The organism is Variovorax sp. Varisp53 (assembly GCF_059491555.1).
In genome coordinates this window covers 4,281,344-4,298,765 of record NZ_CP168512.1, presented here as the reverse complement: position 1 = coordinate 4,298,765, position 17,422 = coordinate 4,281,344, and the positions used below count along the sequence as shown (strand labels likewise).

At 66.3% G+C, this 17,422-nt stretch carries 13 protein-coding genes and 1 pseudogene; 6 read left to right on the top strand and 8 right to left on the bottom strand.

Annotated elements, in window-relative coordinates:
- Positions 1-188: 188 nt before the first annotated feature.
- The 6 genes from ACEOAB_RS20085 to pdxR all read right to left on the bottom strand — a co-directional run bounded on the left by ACEOAB_RS20085 (position 189) and on the right by pdxR (position 9,329).
- Positions 189-1,313: a hypothetical protein gene (locus tag ACEOAB_RS20085; RefSeq protein ID WP_413748748.1), complete on the bottom strand. Its 1,125-nt coding sequence runs from the start codon at positions 1,311-1,313 to the stop codon at positions 189-191.
- A gap of 9 nt (positions 1,314-1,322) precedes the next feature.
- The gene (locus tag ACEOAB_RS20080) at positions 1,323-3,737 is read right to left on the bottom strand and encodes a T6SS effector BTH_I2691 family protein (RefSeq protein ID WP_495653067.1); all 2,415 of its coding nucleotides are present in this window, start codon (positions 3,735-3,737) and stop codon (positions 1,323-1,325) included.
- Positions 3,701-3,994 (bottom strand): toxin VasX, encoded by a 294-nt coding sequence (locus ACEOAB_RS20075; protein WP_413750915.1) that lies wholly within the window; start codon positions 3,992-3,994, stop codon positions 3,701-3,703. Before ACEOAB_RS20075 ends, ACEOAB_RS20080 begins: the two co-directional genes overlap by 37 nt.
- Positions 3,995-4,013: 19 nt before the next feature.
- Positions 4,014-4,976 (bottom strand): DUF4123 domain-containing protein, encoded by a 963-nt coding sequence (locus tag ACEOAB_RS20070; protein ID WP_413750914.1) that lies wholly within the window; start codon positions 4,974-4,976, stop codon positions 4,014-4,016.
- 118 nt (positions 4,977-5,094) lie between these two features.
- The gene (locus ACEOAB_RS20065) at positions 5,095-7,476 is read right to left on the bottom strand and encodes a type VI secretion system Vgr family protein (protein ID WP_413750913.1); all 2,382 of its coding nucleotides are present in this window, start codon (positions 7,474-7,476) and stop codon (positions 5,095-5,097) included.
- 356 nt (positions 7,477-7,832) lie between these two features.
- Positions 7,833-9,329 (bottom strand): MocR-like pyridoxine biosynthesis transcription factor PdxR, encoded by a 1,497-nt coding sequence (gene pdxR / locus ACEOAB_RS20060; RefSeq protein WP_495653066.1) that lies wholly within the window; start codon positions 9,327-9,329, stop codon positions 7,833-7,835.
- Positions 9,330-9,433: 104 nt separating this feature from the next.
- On the opposite strand from pdxR, the gene ACEOAB_RS20055 reads away from it, so the two are divergent.
- Positions 9,434-10,150 carry a GNAT family N-acetyltransferase gene (locus ACEOAB_RS20055; RefSeq protein ID WP_413749286.1) on the top strand — a complete coding sequence of 239 codons (717 nt, stop codon included), beginning with the start codon at positions 9,434-9,436 and terminating at the stop codon, positions 10,148-10,150.
- A gap of 12 nt (positions 10,151-10,162) precedes the next feature.
- Here ACEOAB_RS20055 and ACEOAB_RS20050 read toward each other — a convergent pair whose 3' ends face one another.
- Positions 10,163-11,008, bottom strand: coding sequence for a symmetrical bis(5'-nucleosyl)-tetraphosphatase (locus tag ACEOAB_RS20050; RefSeq protein WP_413749287.1), 846 nt, complete (start codon positions 11,006-11,008; stop codon positions 10,163-10,165).
- A gap of 23 nt (positions 11,009-11,031) precedes the next feature.
- Here ACEOAB_RS20050 and ACEOAB_RS20045 point away from each other — a divergent pair, with 23 nt between their 5' ends.
- The 5 genes and pseudogenes from ACEOAB_RS20045 (at position 11,032) to ACEOAB_RS20025 (ending at position 16,149) form a co-directional block, all read left to right on the top strand.
- Entirely contained in the window at positions 11,032-12,345 is a 1,314-nt protein-coding gene (locus ACEOAB_RS20045; protein ID WP_413749288.1) for a hemolysin family protein, read from the top strand.
- Between the two features lie 59 nt (positions 12,346-12,404).
- Complete coding sequence (locus tag ACEOAB_RS20040) at positions 12,405-13,343, top strand: lipopolysaccharide kinase InaA family protein (RefSeq protein WP_413749289.1); 939 nt, start codon at positions 12,405-12,407, stop codon at positions 13,341-13,343.
- Between the two features lie 33 nt (positions 13,344-13,376).
- Positions 13,377-14,357, top strand: a complete 981-nt coding sequence (locus ACEOAB_RS20035) for a VWA domain-containing protein (RefSeq protein WP_413749290.1) — start codon at positions 13,377-13,379, stop codon at positions 14,355-14,357.
- Positions 14,254-15,713: pseudogene (locus tag ACEOAB_RS20030) on the top strand (adenylosuccinate synthetase). Before ACEOAB_RS20035 ends, ACEOAB_RS20030 begins: the two are co-directional and overlap by 104 nt.
- A 232-nt stretch (positions 15,714-15,945) precedes the next feature.
- On the top strand, positions 15,946-16,149 hold the full coding sequence (locus ACEOAB_RS20025) for a hypothetical protein (protein WP_495653065.1): 204 nt from the start codon (positions 15,946-15,948) through the stop codon (positions 16,147-16,149).
- 56 nt (positions 16,150-16,205) lie between these two features.
- Here ACEOAB_RS20025 and ACEOAB_RS20020 read toward each other — a convergent pair whose 3' ends face one another.
- Positions 16,206-17,405: an amylo-alpha-1,6-glucosidase gene (locus ACEOAB_RS20020; RefSeq protein WP_495653064.1), complete on the bottom strand. Its 1,200-nt coding sequence runs from the start codon at positions 17,403-17,405 to the stop codon at positions 16,206-16,208.
- Between the last annotated feature and the right edge of the window lie 17 nt (positions 17,406-17,422).

Sequence of the window (17,422 nt, the reverse complement as noted above, 5' to 3'; positions counted from 1 at the left end):
GGACTTCGATCAGTTGGCCGACTGGAGCTCAGCCTGGACGTTGGCGAACTTCTGGGAGGGCTCCCGCAGATTGGCGTGAATCAGCGTCTTCCTCTTATTGTTGAACGGACAGCCTGCTGGCTAGTTGATTCACTCTCCTCCCTCTACACAGAGACAGCGACATCGCCGCTGGCTATTTGCAGTCGCTTTCACTCCTTGTGTGACATTGCTTCCTGCAGCGCCTCTGCTGTTCCCCAGTGCTGCAAGAACTCGATCTCGTCGGCCTTGCTCAGCTTGCCTTGTGCCCGATAGACGAGCGCTGTCATCACCGCACCCGTTTGCACAGGCTTGTCTTCCGGTTCGCCAATGCCCGAGTCGCTTTGCCATTCCTTCGGGAATGCCGGCCATGAGCAGGTGATCTGGCTCATCATGTGAAAGCTGGTCTCCATGAAGCCCGGCTTTTGCTCCAGCCTGTACTGGCGAGCATCGGGCTTGCCGCAATAGGTGGTGTAGTCCGGGTGCAGGTAGCGGGCGATGCCCTTGTAGGTGGAAGATGCGTCGGCGGGAAGGTGATCGACCGTAAGGCCGACCTCCATGTACTGGCGGATGTACTCCCATAGATGCGCTGCTTCTTGCGGGCCCGAAAGGCCCGGGCCGACGAAGATGCAATCTTCACCCTTCGCACTCGGATCGGCCGGGTCGAAGGGCGGGTGGTAGAGCGCGAGCATGGCAATGCTTTGTTTATCCCAACGATTGGTGCTTTGCGGATCAAAGAGGGCGATGAGTCGCCCCCATTCCAATACAACATTGCCGCCGCAATAGTCGGGGCGCAGTACATACACTTTGCGAGTCAGTCGGTTGAAGCGGATGCGGCCCCTTGCATAAGAGAAAAAGCATGAGCGCATTCCCATTCGATAGAGCCACATGTAGATCAAAAAGGAACTGCCTATCGCCAGCGGAAAAAGCACTATCCAACCCATTAGCAAAAATGGCCAATCTCTTGGCTGATAGTCGACTACAGGAAAGAAGAAAATAATCTTTCCAAACAGCGCCGGGTGAACCGCGAAACCATACCAGCACCAGATAACTAAAAGCGCAGGCAAGATAACAAAGAGATTGCCGATGCCGGCACGCCATTGCAAATCCCAGCCGGGATTGCACAGTTCCAGGTACGTGTCGTTCTGGGCATAGGCAGTCCGACTGGGCATCTCGACGCCTCGTGCCCCGGAGCGGTTGATCGACCAGTGCTTCTGGCCTTCCAGATTGATATGTGCTCGACCTTGACTTATTCCCGAGCGACGCAAATGCGCGTAACCCTCTTCTCGTACAAACATGTCCGTTCCTTATGCAGGCTGCAACTCAGCCTGCACGTTGCTTAGCGTCTGCAGGGTTTCTTGCAGGTTCTCATGAATTGGTTTTTTCCCACTCCGATCCTTGTTCAAAGGGATATCGCGGAGCCATGCGATCCAGCTGTCTTCGCTCAGCAGAAGAATTGCAATGGCTGCACCGATGACAAGTACGGCGCCAACTAGTCCAAACACGGCGGCTGCAATGGCCCATCCAGCAGCGCCGGCACCTGCTCCAACTGCAAAGACTCCTGCCGCTGTTCCTGCGATTGTGAATAGAGTACCGACTGCGCTGGCGACTTGAAACGCTGCCAAGCCAATTTGTCCTCTTTCTCTCGACTTCCACGCATCCATCGCATCCAACACCGCCGATACGGCTGCTGCGGGCCCCAGGAACTTGAAAGCCGTCAACCGGAGGCTACTCAAGTGCGCAGCCTTGATCGAGTCCAGCCCTTGCTCCAAGGCCTTGTACTTGTAGATGTCTGCACCCTTCACCCCCTTGTAGATGGTGTCCTCATAGGCCTTGGCCCGCCAGTCGTACAGACTGCCGATGCCTTGCAGGGTCTGTCCCATCATGTCGACGCCGCTGCGCGCGTCGAGCTTATTGCCAAACTGGTTGCCCTTGATGATGGCGCTGGCTACATCGAACAGTCCGCCCAGCATGGCTGCGCGCGTGCCAGGTGCGGCCCTGCGCGCGCGCTGTAGCGCCTTTGCCTTGTCCGCTCGGGTGACCGGGTCGGCGATACCCTGCAGTTTTTTGGCGCGCAGCTCGATACGCTTGATGTTTTCGGCTACGTCGCTCTTGAGTTGCGCGATTTCACTCTGCACGGTATTGCCCATGGTGCTCATGCCTGCAAGCGCCAAATGCTGCGTCAGCCGCGCGCCCACGGCGGAGGCAGGCAGCGCGTTGATGCCTGTCATCGCACGCGCGCTCAGCAGGGAGAAAACCTGACCGGCCCAAGCCGACCTGCGCAACAAGGCGGGCGCATCGTGTCGGCCCGCTTGCTCGATGAAAGCCAATGCCTTGTCGCCCAGTGCCAACCGGCCCGCGACGAGTTTGAGGGTGTTGGCCAGCCCGTCGGCCAGCGCAGTTTCGGGGTTCGGTGCCGGCAGAGGCTTCGGGGCACTGTCGATTTCCTTGTAGGTGGCCTTGAGCGTGGCGCTGTTGAAGCACAGCATGCGAGACAGGGCATGGTTGTCCCAGACGGCGATTTTCTGCAGCCAGGTTCGTCCCCATGTGTGGCTCTCCAGATTCACCATGCATTGCGCCAGCTGCAAACTCAAGCTGGCACCGCCGCCCAGCTTGTCGATCCTGTCGTCTTTACCGCTATAGCGATCGATAGCTTTCCAGATTTCCTCGCTGGCCAGCCAATTGCCTTGGTCGTGCCCAAGCTTGTCGCGCAAGGCTGAAAGGCGATCGTACGCAGGCTTGTGCGCGTGTTCCAAGAAGGCCTCTGCAGCGGTGGCATCGAACAGCTCTGAAAATTTTCCGTCTATCTCCTTGATGGATTCGTCCAACTGTCTCTTCTTGTTGTATTCCCGGTTCTCGTTGCGCGTAGCAAGTGCCGACGCGCGCTCACGTGGATCGTTTGGCAGCGGGGCGTAGAACATCTTGGACTCCTCATAGCCCTTGTTCACGGATATCGCGGCCCCTTTCTTGATCAGGTCGCGGAGGCTTTGCGCGCCGATCGCCGTTTGGAGTACCCACTCGTTCGTGACGCCCGTGGCGAAGCCAGCTGCCCGATGCACCTGCCAATGGGCATAGGTGACCTGCACCTCGGATTGCAGATGTCCCAACTCCTGACAGATGCCGATGGCATCGTTGCAGGCCACCACCGCTCCCTTGTGAACTTGCAGGAACTCGGCCATCTTCCTCAGCCGCTTGCCATGGGCGTTGTCATAGGTCGGGCCGGTGCGTTTTCGGGTGTCGTAGGACACGTCGTCGGTTCCGGTGAAGTCACCCATGGCCGTCACCCCCGGTGTTCGGACTTCCACTTGCTCCTCATAGTCGCCCCAGCCCCGCTCCTGCGCATTGCTTCCCATCAGTCCGTACATCTGCGGCTCGCAGGCATCGCGAACTGCTTCGGTGCTCAACGCACTGAACTCCACCACCTGCCCATTGAGCTGCCCGGGCTGCAGCGTGTCCTTCTGGCTCGTGCTCCCGCCCGCCCATCCCGCAACGTCGAAGCCTTGCATGTACTTGCCCAGGTTCGGCTCGATCTCTTTCTTCAAGTGTTCGTAGTCGATGGGGTCCGGGTGGAACATGTAGTCGAGCTTTGTGACGTTCTTTGCGTCACGCACCCACACCATCGAGCTGTTGGCCCCGCGGAACTCCATTTCGCACGCCGGATGAGACTCGGCCGCCTGCGGCAATGTCACCGGAAACTCGCCCAGGTAGCCGTGCGGATGCACGATGTAGCCCTGCCATTCGGGGGGACGCCCTTTCGCTCGATGCGCACGTAAAGATAGCCCGCGCGCAGCATGCGCACGTTGTACAGCGCCGTCTGCATCGAGACGCCTCCGGGTCGGGCTTGCAACTGGCCCATGGGTTGCAGCGGCTTGAGGGCGTTCATGCCTTTGGTTTGCGCGCTGTAGGCCGCCGCATAGCGGACAAAGAGTATGGGCAGGCCTTTGCGGTCGCAGTTCTTGCAAGGTGTGGCGCAGGGCATCGGGGCTTTCTTTCTTTTCTTATCTCGCAGAAACGGCGTCGGCGTATGCGGTGCCAAAACGCAGGTCCGGCTGGCGGCGCAACGCGTCCAGGATCCGGGCGAGCAGGGCGGCTTCGCTTGGCGACTGCCAGAAGGCCTCGCGGTTCGCCCCTTGGGTCGGATGTGCTCGCCAGGTGAGGTCGACGAAATCTTCCAGGTTGTCGTCGTTCAGGCCGAGGCTCTGGCCTTGGGCCAGCAGGTGGCTCATTGCGGCGCCGTCGGGTTGCCGGTCGACGGGCACGCCATTGCCCGCAAGGCGCGCCCAAACGCGATGGCCCGCCGGCGCAGAATGCGCAGCCTGCCATTGGGGCAGGTCGAAACCCAGGCGGCCGACGGATGACGACGACAGCGCTTCGGCGTTGCCGTCGGGCCTGGCGGATGCCTGGAACCACTCGGGCTCGCGAGAGGTGGCTAGGACGTCCTGCTGCACCAAGTCGGCCAAGGACCATGGTCCCCACGGCTGCTCCAGCGTCCACCAGCGCCGCACGGGGCCGAGCCACTGTTGCCGCTGCGCGTCGGACAGCACGGGCCATGCGCGCTGCAGCACGCGCGGGTCCTGATAGCGGAAGAGGCGCGCGCTGCCATCGGCAGGCGACAGCTGATCGCCCAGCACCGCCCAATGATCGGCAATGGCCACGGCGATAAATTCGCTGAAGAGGACGCCGCACAGGGGTTGCCGCATCTGGCGCTGTTCGGCCTGCACCCAGGCTTGCACGAGCCATCCGGGCAGATCATTGGCGACCAGGCGTGCGAGCGCTGGGTGCGGGGATGAATCGGCCCAATGCTCCGGCAACTGCAGCAGGCAGGGCGCGTCTTCCTCGCGGTGCTTGAAGTGGCGGTCGGGCACGGCCACGCGTTCCTCGGCCATGCCGGGGTAGTGTTCTTCGAGGGCGGCGGTCAATGCGCCGGCGTGCCAGTTCTCGAGCACGAGATAGGCGCGCAAGGGGCGCCTTCCGGCAGCGTCGGACACTCGAGCTGCTGCGTTGAATGCCGATCGCAGTTGCCGGACCAGCGCAACGCAGCGTGGGTCCGAAGGTGTGTTGTCGGGAAGCGTCATCGGGTCAACGTGCCAAGGAGCCCGAGCCTTCGTTGGCCGCGCCGTTTTCCCTGAGCTTGCAGTCCGATTCGCTGTGCGGCTTGACCGGCAGGCTGGCTGGCCCGACCAGGCTGTGGCTCGCCGCATGCTCGCGCCAGATGCCCATCGTGCCGTGCTCGATGCCATTCGCGTTCCAGCGCGTGTAGCTCGAGCCGCCGTTGATCAGCACTTCGTCCCTGGCGGTGATCGTGATGCGGTTGGCCTCCAGCTTGATGTTCATCTTGGCCAGCACATTGACGCTGGCCTTCAGCGCCCTGATGTCGATGTCGGAACTGCCGGAGGTGAGTTTCATGCCCGCCTTGTGGGCGAACATGCGCACGGCCTCCTTCGCACTGACCAGCAGGCTCTTGCCGGCGCCGATGCTGGCATGCGCGCCGCTGGTGATGGCCGTGTGCTCGCCACTCACGATGTGCGTGCTGCCGGCGGCCGTGGCCTGGATGCCCGCGGGGCTGGCCAGCGTCAGGTGCGGCTCCTGGAATTCGGGGAAGATGCCGTGGGCCGGGTCGCTGCCATGGCCCTTGATGTCGTCGTTCTGTTCCTTGAGCGCCTTGGCTACCTCGTCCTGGTCGCCTGCCTGGTGCGCCTTGGCCTCCTGCGCAGCCTGACTCAATCCCTCGTGCAGGTCGCGCCCCTGCGTAAGCCGCGCCACCGTCTCGCCCATGTCGGTAACGTGGGCCTGCGCGTTGTGGCGTGCCTCGGTGCTCAGCAGCAGGCCGTTCGCGGCCCGCACCGCACCATGCCCGTCGGTGCGCAGTTCGAAGCCCTGGCCCCGGTCGTCCTTGCGGCCTGCCACGTCCTCGATGCGCGCGATGTACCCCAGGCTCAGGCTGGAGCTTTGATGGTCGCTCTTGAGCTGGGCCTGGACCTTGCCGCTCGAATCATCGAGTGCGAGATGGTTGCTGCGCCCGCCGCCCAGTTCCCGGCTGCGGATGCCCGAAAGGTGCTTCTGATCGGGCAGCTGCCAGGCCGGCATCTCGTCGGCGTTGTGCACACGGCCGGTGACGATGGGGCAGTCCGGATCGCCATTGAGGAAGTCGATGATGACCTCCTGCCCGATGCGCGGTAGCGCCGCCATGCCGAAGGTCGAACCAGCCCAGGCCGTCGACACGCGCACCCAACAGCTGGAGTGCTCGTTGTCCTCGCCGATGCGGTCCCAGTGGAACTGGACCTTGATGCGGCCGTACCGGTCGGTCCAGATTTCTTCGCCGGCCGGTCCCACCACGACGGCGGTCTGCGGGCCTTGCGTGCGCGGCTTGGGTGTCGTGCGCCGCGGGCGCCAGGCGAAGCTCGCGGGCTGTGCATCGAAGGTGAAGCGCTGCACGGAGCCCTCGGCGCCGTTTTGTCCTTCACTGGCCTGGATGGTCTCTTGCAGGTGATAGCCGACACCGAGCAGCAGGTACTGCCGGTTCTGGTCGTCGCGCGGGTGGCCGGCGAGGCGGAAGGTGTAGCCCGGCGCCAGTTCGCGCAGGTTGGAGCGGCCCCTGGCCCGGCTGCGCTCGCTCAGTTGTTCCTCCGTGCGGAGGCGCGCGTAGTCCTCGCCGTCGCCGTGCTGAATGAAACCACCCGGCCACTCGTAGGCTTCGTGGCTGTCGTGGTCATGGCCGGGCGGCATTTGCTGGCGGCTCGCCAGGTCGGCCCTCGGCTTTTCGAAGTCGTAGTCGTCGGTGTAGTGGTGGCCGGAGCGAATCTCTTCAGCCTGCTCCCATGCATGAATGCGCTCGCTGGGCTCCAGGCCTCCCGTCATGCCCGAGTTTTCGTGGGGGTGGTAGCGCACCGTCTCGCCGCTGGGCAAGGGGCCGTGTGAGCAGGCGATGTCGTCGGCAAAGACCAGCACGTGCTGCTCGGCCTCGTGCCGGAAGTAGTAGTAGATGCCTTCGTGCTCGCACAGGCGCGAGACAAAATCGAAGTCGCTCTCGTGGTATTGAACGCAGTAGTTCCAGGTGCGGTAACTGCGGCTGAGCTTCTGTTCGAGGGGATAGCCGTAGCGGCTGAGCACAGCGCTCAGGATGTCCGGAACGGTCTGGTCCTGGAAGATGCGGAAGTCGCTTCGGCGGGTGGCGAGCCATAGCCATGGGCGCAACCGCATCTTGTAGAACGACTGTCGCGCATCTTCCTGCGAAAGACCGAAGCGCGTGACGATGCCGGCAAGGTAGCGCAGGGCGCCGCTCTCGGTTTTCATCGCGACGGTGGCGGCCTTGCCCAGCAGGGTCTTGGGATCGATGGCGTTGCTGTTGCCCAGCAGATCGACTTCAAAGACGTAAGCCTGGCTGAGCGTCTCTCGACCGACGAGGCGGCGAAATTGCAGTGCTGTGCCCAAGGGCGTCTGGATCGTGACGCGTCGGTTCACGGATGGCGCCCCCACGGGATCGGCAAGATCACCGGGGACGCGACGAATGTTGTCGCAATGGCGTGAGTCACGCACTCTCCCTGCTGTCGTTATTGATTGCTGCTTGCCTGTGAGAGCGAATGGCCAGCTCTCGATGCGTCGTCGTGCACTGCGACAGGACGCTTCAAGCGATTGCAATTATGTGATTCCAATGTTCGGCAACGCGCAGGTTTTGCCTTTTGGCGTAGGGATTCTTGTGGCAGGTATGCCAACAAGTTGACATGCCAAATCAACGCTTGCTTACGACGGATGTAGTCAATGGTCTCCGAGCCCCTTCTTTGTTTAAACGAAAGGACTCTTGAGCCGTGTGATGCTGGCTAATCCTGCGATGCAGCTGCGCGCGCGAACTGTGACAAGCGTTTGACCAGCGGCTCGATCAGCTCCATGGGCGTGTTCCCGTAGCCCAGTACCAACCCGTTGTCCGATGGCGTCGGCCGCATTGCAAACCCCGACAGCGGAAACGGCGCGATGCCATGTCGCAGCGCCTCGGCCGCGATCCGGCGGTCATCGATGCGCGCGGGCAACCGCACCGTCAGATGCAGCCCGCAGTAGCCGCCGTCGATTTCGTGCGGCACCTTGAAATGCCTGTTCAGCGCGAGCCGCAGCGCCTGCTGCCGGCCGCGGTACAGCCGCCGCATGCGGCCAAGGTGCCGGCTGAACTGCCCGCTCTCGATGAAGTCGGCCATGGCCAGCTGCTCGTAGCGATGCCCGCCGCGCAGCATTTCTTTCAGCGGTGCCTGCACGGCCGGCAGCAGCTGCGCGGGCAGCACGAGAAAGCCCAGCCGCAGCGACGGAAACATCGTCTTGCTGAAGGTGCCGACGTAGAGCACGGGCGCGTCGTCCACCAGCCCCTGCATCGCGCCGATGGGCTCGCCCGTGTGGCGGAACTCGCTGTCGTAGTCGTCCTCGATGATCCACGCGCCGTGCTGGCGGGCTTGCGCGATCAGCGCGAGCCTGCGCGCGATGCTCAGCACCGAGCCGCCCGGGTACTGGTGCGAGGGCGTGGTGTAGATCAGCCGGGGCGGGTGCTTTTGCCAGTCGCGCTCGTTCACGCACAGGCCTTCGGCGTCGACCCGCACCGGCACGATGCGCAGGTCGCCCGCATGCATGGCGGCCTTCACGCCGCGGTAGCCAGGGTCTTCGACCCAACCGGTCTCGCCCGGGTTGGCCAGCAGCCGCACGCACAGCGAGATGGCCTCCTGCGCGCCTTCGGCGACGACGACCTGTTGCGGCTCGCAGCGCACGCCGCGCGCCACCGATAGGTGCCGCGCGATGGCCGCGCGCAGCGGCGGTTCGCCCAGCGGGTCGCCGTAGCCCAGTGCCAGGGAGCCGCCGAGGCGGATCGCGCGGTCGAGCGAGCGCCGCCATGCGGCCAGCGGAAAGTGCGACAGCGCGGGTACGCCGGGGCGCAGCGCGGCGCCCGTGTCGGCGCGCGAAAAGCTCGGCGCGATCTTCGCGAGCCGCTGCGCGGTGGCCGGCTCGCCGGGCGGCCCGGCTGATCGCTCACGCTCGCGTTTCGATGGCGCCGGCGACGAAAGCTCGGTCACGCGCGTGCCCTGCCGGTCGGGCCGCACATAGCCTTCGGCTGCCAGATGCTCGTAAGTCGCGGTGACCGTGTTGCGCGAGATACCCAGCGCCTCGGCCAAGGCGCGCGAACCCGGCAGGTGGCTGCCGGGCGCGAGGCTGCCATCGAGGATGGCGCTCGTGAGCCGGTCGTGCAACTGGCGTTGCATCGGGCCGGCCTCGGGTTCGCGCGAGAGCGGGGAGTCGAGCAGAGCGGACGAGAGAGAAGGGCGGGTAGATCGTGGCACCATGAAATTTCTCTTTCATGGCACTTTCCGTGGCGCCACGTTGGGGGTACTTTAGCGGTCTTCGGCCCAGCCGTTCACCTCTTCATCCAATGAAAGTGCCTTCACCCATGTCCGCCCGCCAAAACGAGTTCGGCCAGTCCATCGGTCCCGATCTTCCCGAATGGACGCCGCGCGCCCAGCCGCCGCGCCGCCTGGTCGAAGGCCGTTTCTGCAGGCTCGAACCGATCGATGCCTCGAAGCACGCCAACGATCTGCACGCCGCCTACGCGCAGGCCCCCGATGGGCGCGACTGGACCTACCTCGGCATCGAGCGCCCCGCCGAAGCGGAAGGCACCCGCGCCTACATCGAGCGCATCGCGAAGAGCACCGACCCGCTGCACTTCGCCGTCATCGACAGGCAAAGCGGCCGCGCCGTGGGCTCGCTGGCGCTGATGCGCATCGACCCGGCCAACGGGGCTATCGAAGTGGGCACCGTCAATTTCTCGCCGCTGCTCAAGAACACGCCGATGTCCACCGAAGCGCAGTACCTGCTGATGAAGCTCGCCTTCGACGAACTCGGCTACCGCCGCTACGAGTGGAAGTGCGACAACTTCAACGAGCCATCGAAGCGCGCGGCGCTGCGGCTGGGCTTCAAGTACGAGGGACTGTTCCGCCAGGCGGTGATCTACAAGGGCCGGGGCCGCGACACCGCGTGGTTCTCGATCATCGACAGCGAGTGGCCCGCGTTGCGCACCGCGTTCGAGCGCTGGCTGGCGCCCGGCAACTTCGACGCGCAGGGGCGGCAGCGCATGTCGCTCGACAAGTTCCGGCTGGCTTCCGCCTGACGGCCCTGCCAGTTATTTGCCCGGCTTCTGCGACTGCTCGCAATCGACCTGGATCAGCTCGCGCTCGTCCAGCGTCGCGCCGATGCGCACCGCGCTCAGGCAGCCGCCCCACACGCAGCCGGTGTCGATCGAGAGCAGGTCGGGCCGCGACAGCCAGCCCAGCGTCGACCAGTGGCCGCAGGCGATCGTGGCCTTGGCCGTCTTGCGCCCGGGCACGTCGAACCACGGCATGTAGCCTGCGGGCGGGGCGGCCGCGCTGTCTTTGGCCTCGAACTCCATCACGCCTTCAGGTGTGCAGAAGCGCAACCGCGTCAGCGCATTGACGATGGCGCGCAGCCGAGCGCTGCCCGTGAGCGTGTCGTGCCATTGCGCCGGCTCGTTGCCGTACATCGACATCAGGAACTCGCCCAGCGCCGGCCCGCGCAGCACCGACTCGACCTCGGACGCCAGCGCCAGCGTGTCGCCCACCGTCCACTGCGGCAGCACGCCCGCATGCAGCATCAGCAGGTCGCCGTCGCCAATGCGCATGTGCAGCGCCATGTGCTGGCGGCGCACCCATTCGAGCAGCGCCTCGCTGTCGGGCGCGGCCAGCACTTGGGCCAGCGTGTCCTTGCGGCCGGCCTTGCGTGCGCCGTGCGCCACGCCCAGCAGGTGCAGGTCGTGGTTGCCGAGCAGGCTCATCGCCGAGGCGCCGTAGCCCTGCACGCGGCGCAGCACCGCGAGTGAATCGGGGCCCCGGTTGACCAGATCGCCCAGCAGCACGATGGTGTCGCGGCTGGGGGAGAAATCGATCTTCTGCAGCAGCCGGCCGAGGGGGGCGTCGCAGCCTTGCAGGTCGCCAATCAAGTAAAGTGACATTCCCTCATTCTCTCCCTCAGTTCATGGATGTCTTCCTCCTGGCCTTGCTGACCACGCTCAACGCGTTGTTCGCAATGTCCGAAATGGCCCTTTCCACCAGCCGGCGCGCACGCCTCGCGGCACTGGCCGAAACGGGAGACACCGGCGCGGTGGCCGCGCTGAAGCTGATGGAGTCGCCCACGCAATTCCTCTCGACGGTGCAGATCGGCATCACCTCCATCGGCATGCTCAGCGGCATCGTCGGCGAAGCCGCCTTTGCCGAGCCGCTCGCGGTCTGGATGGAAGGCGTCGGCATGGGACGCGGCACCGCCAGCGTCGCGTCCACCGCGGTGGTTGTCACCTGCATCACCTTCTTCACCATCATCTTCGGCGAGCTGGTGCCCAAGCGCATCGGCCAGCTCTACCCCGAGCCGGTGGCGCGATGGGTGTCGCGCCCCATGCGCGGGCTGGCCAAGGGCGCCAAGCCTTTCGTGTGGCTGCTGGCGGGCGCCACGGCCACCATGCTGAAGGTGCTGCGCATCGACGCCAACGCGGCCCGTTCTGTCACCGAGGAAGAAATCTCGGCCAGCCTCGAAGAAGGCGTGGACGCCGGCGTCATCGAACAGCACGAGCACCAGATGGTGCGCAATGTGTTCCACCTCGACGACAGGCGCCTGTCGTCGCTGATGATCCCGCGCGCCGACATCGAATGGCTCGATGCTTCGTTCACCGTGGAGCAGGCGCTGCAGCAGGTTGCCGACGCGGCCGAGCTCAACCTCGTTCATTCCTGGTACCCCGTGTGCCGCAACTCGCTCGACGACGTGGTCGGCGTCGTCAGCGTGGCGCAACTGCTGCGCCTGGGCTCGGCGCATCGCGGCGTGCTGGGCCAGGAGGCGACGCCCGCCGTGTTCGTGCCCGAGACCCTCACCGGCATGGAGCTGCTGGAGCAGTTCCGCGCCCGCGCCGGCCGCCTCGTGTTCGTGGTCGACGAGTACGGCGTGGTGCAGGGCCTCATGACCCCGCGCGACCTGCTCGAAGCCATCACCGGCGAACTGCAGCCCGGCATGCAGACCGACGCCTGGGCGCGCGAGCGGGCCGACGGCGTGTGGGAGCTCGACGGCCTCATGCCCGTGTCGGAGCTGCGCGCACGCCTGGGCATCCGCGAATTGCCCGATGAAGAGCGCGGGCGCTACAACACCGTCGCCGGTTTGCTGATGTCCGTGTCGGGCCACCTGCCCGAGGTGGGCGAGCGCATCGACTGCGCCGGCTGGTGCTTCGATATCGTCGCGCTCGAAGGCCGCCGCATCGACCGGGTGCTGGCGTCGCCCGACCCGACGGCGCCGCCCAAGGAAGATTGAGGCGGGGGCCGGCCATGCTGTCTTTGCTGGCTCTCAGCTGCCCCCAATGCTCCGCGCCGTTGCCGCGCGCTGCCCGCTGGCGCACCGTCAACTGCAGCTACTGCGGCACCACCGTCACCCGAGGCACGGAAACCGTCGAGCGCGAGAGCTTCCGCGCCGCGCTGCGCCGGGCCAATGCCGACGTGCCCGGCGGCCGCATCCTCACATGGCGCGGCGCACGCTACCGCGTGCTCGCACCGCTGGCCACCGGGGAGCACAGCGAAGTGCTGTTCGCCGAACGCCTCGGTGCACTGCCCGAGCGCGTCACGCTCAAGCTCGCGCGAGACAGCGCCGCCAACAGCGTGCTGGTGCGCGAAGGCGCGGTGCTCCAGTCGCTGCAAGACCTGCCGGTGCCGGGCGCTGCCTATTTCACCCGCCGCCTGCCGCAGCCGCTGGGCCTGGGCATTGCCGAAGGCCTGGGCGACGGTGCCCGCCAGGCGCTGGTGCTGCGCCACCCGGCAGGCTTCTGGGGCAGCCTGCAAGACGTGCAGCAGGCCAACGCCCAAGGCATCGATCCGCGCCACGCCGTGTGGATCTGGCGCCGCATGCTCGAAGTGCTGGCCTTCGTGCACGGTGCCGGCTGGACGCACCGCGACCTGTCGCCCGCGCATGCGCTCGTGCATCCGCGCGACCATGGTGTGCTCGTCATCGGCTGGTCGCGCGCGCAACATGCGAGCGGCGCGGCCCACAATGCCGCCGCCGCACGCGACCTGATGCAAGCCGCCTGGACCGTGCGCGCCGTGCTGCACGGCGGTGCGGCCGGCGAGCCAGGTTTCGGCGCTCACACACCTGCGCCGCTCGTGGCCTTGCTGCGCCAGTGCAGTGAAGACAGTGCCGCCTGCCAGCGCCTTGGCGCGCAGGGCATCGAGCAAGCGCTCTCCACCGCGTCGCGCGAAGCCTTCGGCGCGCCGCAGTTCGTTCATTTCGATCCCGCGCCGACGCACCGCACCGGCGCCTGAACCGCACATACGCACCAAGCTAGGAGTCACTTCATGGGCTACGGAAACTACTCGCATGCCGCCCACACGGCACTCATCGCCGACCGTGCCACCAAGCCGGGCGCCGAGGTCTTCACCCAGCGCTCCACCCATCCGCTGATGAACCCGCAAGGGCTGAAGGTGCGCGAGTCGCGCGACAACGCCGATCATCCGAACTCGCTGGGCATCGTCTTCGCGCTCGATGTCACTGGCTCCATGGGCGATATTCCGCAGACGCTGGCGCGCAAGGAGCTGCCCACGTTCATGAAGCTGCTGACCGACTGCGGCGTGGCAGACCCGCAGCTCATGTTCATGGCCATCGGCGATGCCACCTCCGACCACGCGCCGCTGCAGGTCGGCCAGTTCGAATCGACCGCCAATCTCATGGACCAGTGGCTCACCTGGAGCTATCTCGAAGGCGGTGGCGGCGGCTCGGGCGAAGAGAGCTACGAGCTCGCCTTCTACGTCATGGCCCAGCACACCGACATGGACTGCTGGGTCAAGCGCAAGAAGCGCGGCTACCTGTTCGTCACCGGCGACGAACTGCCGTACCCCGCCGTCTCGCGCCACCAGATCGAAGGCCTCATCGGCGAGAAGCTCGACGAGGACATTCCCATCGAGGAGGTCATCGCCGCCGCGGCCGAAACGACGAACCTGTTCTTCCTGATTCCCGATGCCCAGCGTCGCCGCCGCTGCGAGCCGCGCTGGCGCGAACTGCTGGGCGATCACGTCATCTGCATGGATTCGCCGGACGACGCCTGCGCCGTGGCCGCCGGCATCGTCGCCCTCACCGAAAAAGCCGTGCCCAGCCTCGACGCGCTGGCCGGCGTGATGGGCGGCACCGGCATGGCAAGGGAACGCGTGGGTGGCGTGATGCACGCGCTCGAGGGCTATGCCGCGCTGCTCGATCCGACTGCGCCGCGCCGCGCGCCGCCGGCCGTGGCCATGGGCGCGGCAGGCCCGCGCTCCTCGTGGTGGAAGCGGCTCTTCGGCTGATGACCGAGTGAGCTCCAGCACCGCAGCGGCGGCCACGCGCTACGTCTCGCTGCTCGGCCTCGGCTTCGGGGACTGCGGCAAGGGGCTCTTCACCGACCACCTGTGCGGCGCGCTGCAGGCCCACACTGTCGTTCGCTTCAACGGCGGCGCGCAGGCCGGGCACAACGTGGTGCTGGCGGATGGGCGACATCACACCTTTTCTCAGTTCGGCGCCGGCAGTTTTCATGCGGGCGTGGGCACCGTGCTTGCGAGTCCGGTGGTGGTGCATCCGACGGCGCTGCGCGTCGAGGAAGCGGCATTGCGGCGGGTGGGCGTGGAAGATGCGTTCTCGCGCCTGCTGATCGATGCGCGCTGCCGCGTGACCACGCCCTTCCATCAGGCGGCAGGCCGTTTGCGCGAATGGACGCGGGGGAGGGGGCGCACGGCAGCTGCGGTGTAGGCGTTGGCGAAACCGTGCGGCATGCACTCGCCGCGCCTGATGAAGCTCTGCACTACGGCGATCTGCTGCACCCCGTCCGCGCGCTCGACAAGCTGGAAGCGTCGCGCACCGCGCTGCTGCGTGAGTTCGCCACGAACGCGGCCTCCGCGCATGCCGATGCAGCGCAGGAACTCGCGATGCTCCATGACGACTCGCTTGCACAGCGCTGGCTCGATGCCGCCGCGCCGTGCCTGGCGCAGTCACCGCCTGCGGGGGCGGACCGCATCGCCGAGCGTCTTGCGCTGCCCGGCGCCGTGGTCTTCGAGGGCGCGCAGGGCGTGCTGCTCGACGAGTGGCGCGGGTTCCATCCGCACACCACGTGGAGCACCATCTCCACGGCGGCGGTCGAGGCCGTGCTGCGCGACGTGGGCATCGACGCACCCGTGCAGCACCTCGGCGTGCTGCGCAGCTATCTCACGCGCCATGGCCCGGGACCGCTGCCCACGCACGACCGGGCGCTCGACGCGCGGTTGCGCGAGCCGCACAACGCGGACGAAGGCTGGCAGGGCGTGTTCCGCAGGGGCCACCCCGATGCGGTGCTGCTGCGGTACGCGCTGGATGCGGCAGGCACGCTCGACGGGCTGGTGGTGAGCCACCTCGATGCGGTCGAAGGCGCGGGGCTGCGCTGGTGCGCCGGTTACCGCACGGCGGAGGCGGGCCGCCTCGCGTCGCTACCGCTCGGCGGCGTGCGCGATCTCGACCATCAGCATGCATTGACCCGACTGCTGCAAGGCGCCGAGCCGATCTATGAGCCGCACGCCGTCGCAAGCCCGCATGCATGGGTGGCGTACGCCGAGGCAACGAGCGGCTTGCCCGTGCGCTTCGGCGCTTTCGGCCCGACGCGCGAAACCGTGCGCGACCGCAAGCATCTTCCTTGAGAGACTTCGTGAGCTACAACATTCCCTTGATCGTCGGCGCCGCATCGAGTGCCATTGCCGCGCTGCTGCACATCTGCATCATCTTCGGCGGACCGGCGTGGTACCGCTTCTTCGGCGCGGGCGAACGCATGGCGGCGGGCGCGGCGGCCGGGCATCTGTATCCGCCCATCGTCACGGCGGGCATCGCCTGCGTGCTGGGGGGTGGGCGGCCTATGCGTTGTCAGGGGCCGGGGTGTTGCAGCCGCTGCCGCTGCTGGGGTTCGTGCTGCCCGCGATCACGGCCGTGTACCTGGTGCGGGGCCTGGTGGCACCGGCGATGTTCGTGTTCGCCCGGCGGCGGTTGACCGCCTTCTGGGTATGGAGCTCGATGATCTGCCTGGGGTTCGGCATCGTGCATCTGGTGGGGGTGGTGCAGGTGTGGGAGCGGCTTTCTTGAGGGGCGACGGGGCGATGTCGAGGCCGGCGGCGGCCTGACGGGCCGGCCGCCCTCATTCACCAGGCCACCCCATACCCCAGCAACTCCCGCCGCGCCAGCAAAAACGCGGCCGCAATCCAGCTCTGCCCCGCCATCCCCATCGGCGCGAGCGTGCGCCCATGGAACCACTCCGTGAACCGCCAGTCGTCCTGCGCGTTCGCTTGCGCCAGCCGCGCAAGCTCGGTCCACGCCTGCTGCTGCAGCCCCAGCCGCGCCAGCGCCATCACCCAGAACCCGCCGACGAACGGCCAGATTCCCCCGTTGTGGTACTGGTGCACGATGTTCTGTCGATGCCGCCCCATGTAGGCCCGCCACAGCTCATGCTGCTGAGACAGCGGATGCAGCACCACGCGCAACGGGTAGGGCTGCGATGCATGCGCCGCGTCGATGGTCCGCACGATGCGCTGCGCCATCGCCGCATCGGCCAGTCCGCTCTGAATCGCCAGCACGTTGCCGAACACGTCGCCTTCGTCGCCGACCACCGCGAGATTGACGAAGCTCAGGTACAGCCCCGGGTCGCGCCGGCCGCGCCGCGCATAGTGCCGCAGCAGCCTAGCGCGGTGGTACTCGGGCAGGTCGCGCTGGAACGGATTGAACAGGTGATTGAAATGGTGCCGCGTTTCCTCGGCGTGCTCGAGCGCGAAGCGGCGCTTCACGTCGAACCACAGCGCGTTGGTGTACAGCACGTAGCCCGAGCGCGGCATGATGTCGGCCCAGTCGCTGGCCTCGTTCTGCTGCAGCAGGCGGAAGTGCTGATGCTCCTGCGCGAGCAGCCAGTGGATCGCGCGTTCGACTTCGGCGCGCCAGTGCATGGCGCCCACACTGCCGTGCCTGCGCACGTGGTCCACCGCGATGAGCCACCACAGGGTGGCGTCGATGCAGCCCAGGTACCAGAAGTCGGCGTCCTGGCCCTCGGGATCGACGTACTTCGGAATCTGCCCGTTGGCCGCCTGCTGCGACGCGAGCGCGTCGAGGCTGGCCACGGCGCCTTGCTCCAGCGCGGGCACGCCGCTGCCGCACATGGCCATGACGCAGATGGCGGCGTCGCGGCCGAAGATGCGCGTGTAGCGCCGCGCCACGGCGGCCTTAGTACGGCTGGCGGCCAGGATGCCATGCGGCGTGAGGTTGCCTCCCAGCAGTTCGAGCGAGGCCCGCGCACAGGCATCGATCAGCGCCAGCGCGGAAGCGTCGAGGTTCGGGGCCGGGCGCGTGGTCATGGGGTGGGGCATTCGCA

Coding starts and splice junctions, on each gene's coding strand:
- ACEOAB_RS20045 (WP_413749288.1), top strand. CDS start 11,032: ATGGATGTCTTCCTCCTGGCCTTGCTGACCACGCTCAACGCGTTGTTC.
- ACEOAB_RS20075 (WP_413750915.1), bottom strand. CDS start 3,994: ATGCCCTGCGCCACACCTTGCAAGAACTGCGACCGCAAAGGCCTGCCC.
- ACEOAB_RS20035 (WP_413749290.1), top strand. CDS start 13,377: ATGGGCTACGGAAACTACTCGCATGCCGCCCACACGGCACTCATCGCC.
- ACEOAB_RS20020 (WP_495653064.1), bottom strand. CDS start 17,405: ATGACCACGCGCCCGGCCCCGAACCTCGACGCTTCCGCGCTGGCGCTG.
- ACEOAB_RS20085 (WP_413748748.1), bottom strand. CDS start 1,313: ATGTTTGTACGAGAAGAGGGTTACGCGCATTTGCGTCGCTCGGGAATA.
- pdxR (WP_495653066.1), bottom strand. CDS start 9,329: ATGGTGCCACGATCTACCCGCCCTTCTCTCTCGTCCGCTCTGCTCGAC.
- ACEOAB_RS20050 (WP_413749287.1), bottom strand. CDS start 11,008: ATGTCACTTTACTTGATTGGCGACCTGCAAGGCTGCGACGCCCCCCTC.
- ACEOAB_RS20055 (WP_413749286.1), top strand. CDS start 9,434: ATGTCCGCCCGCCAAAACGAGTTCGGCCAGTCCATCGGTCCCGATCTT.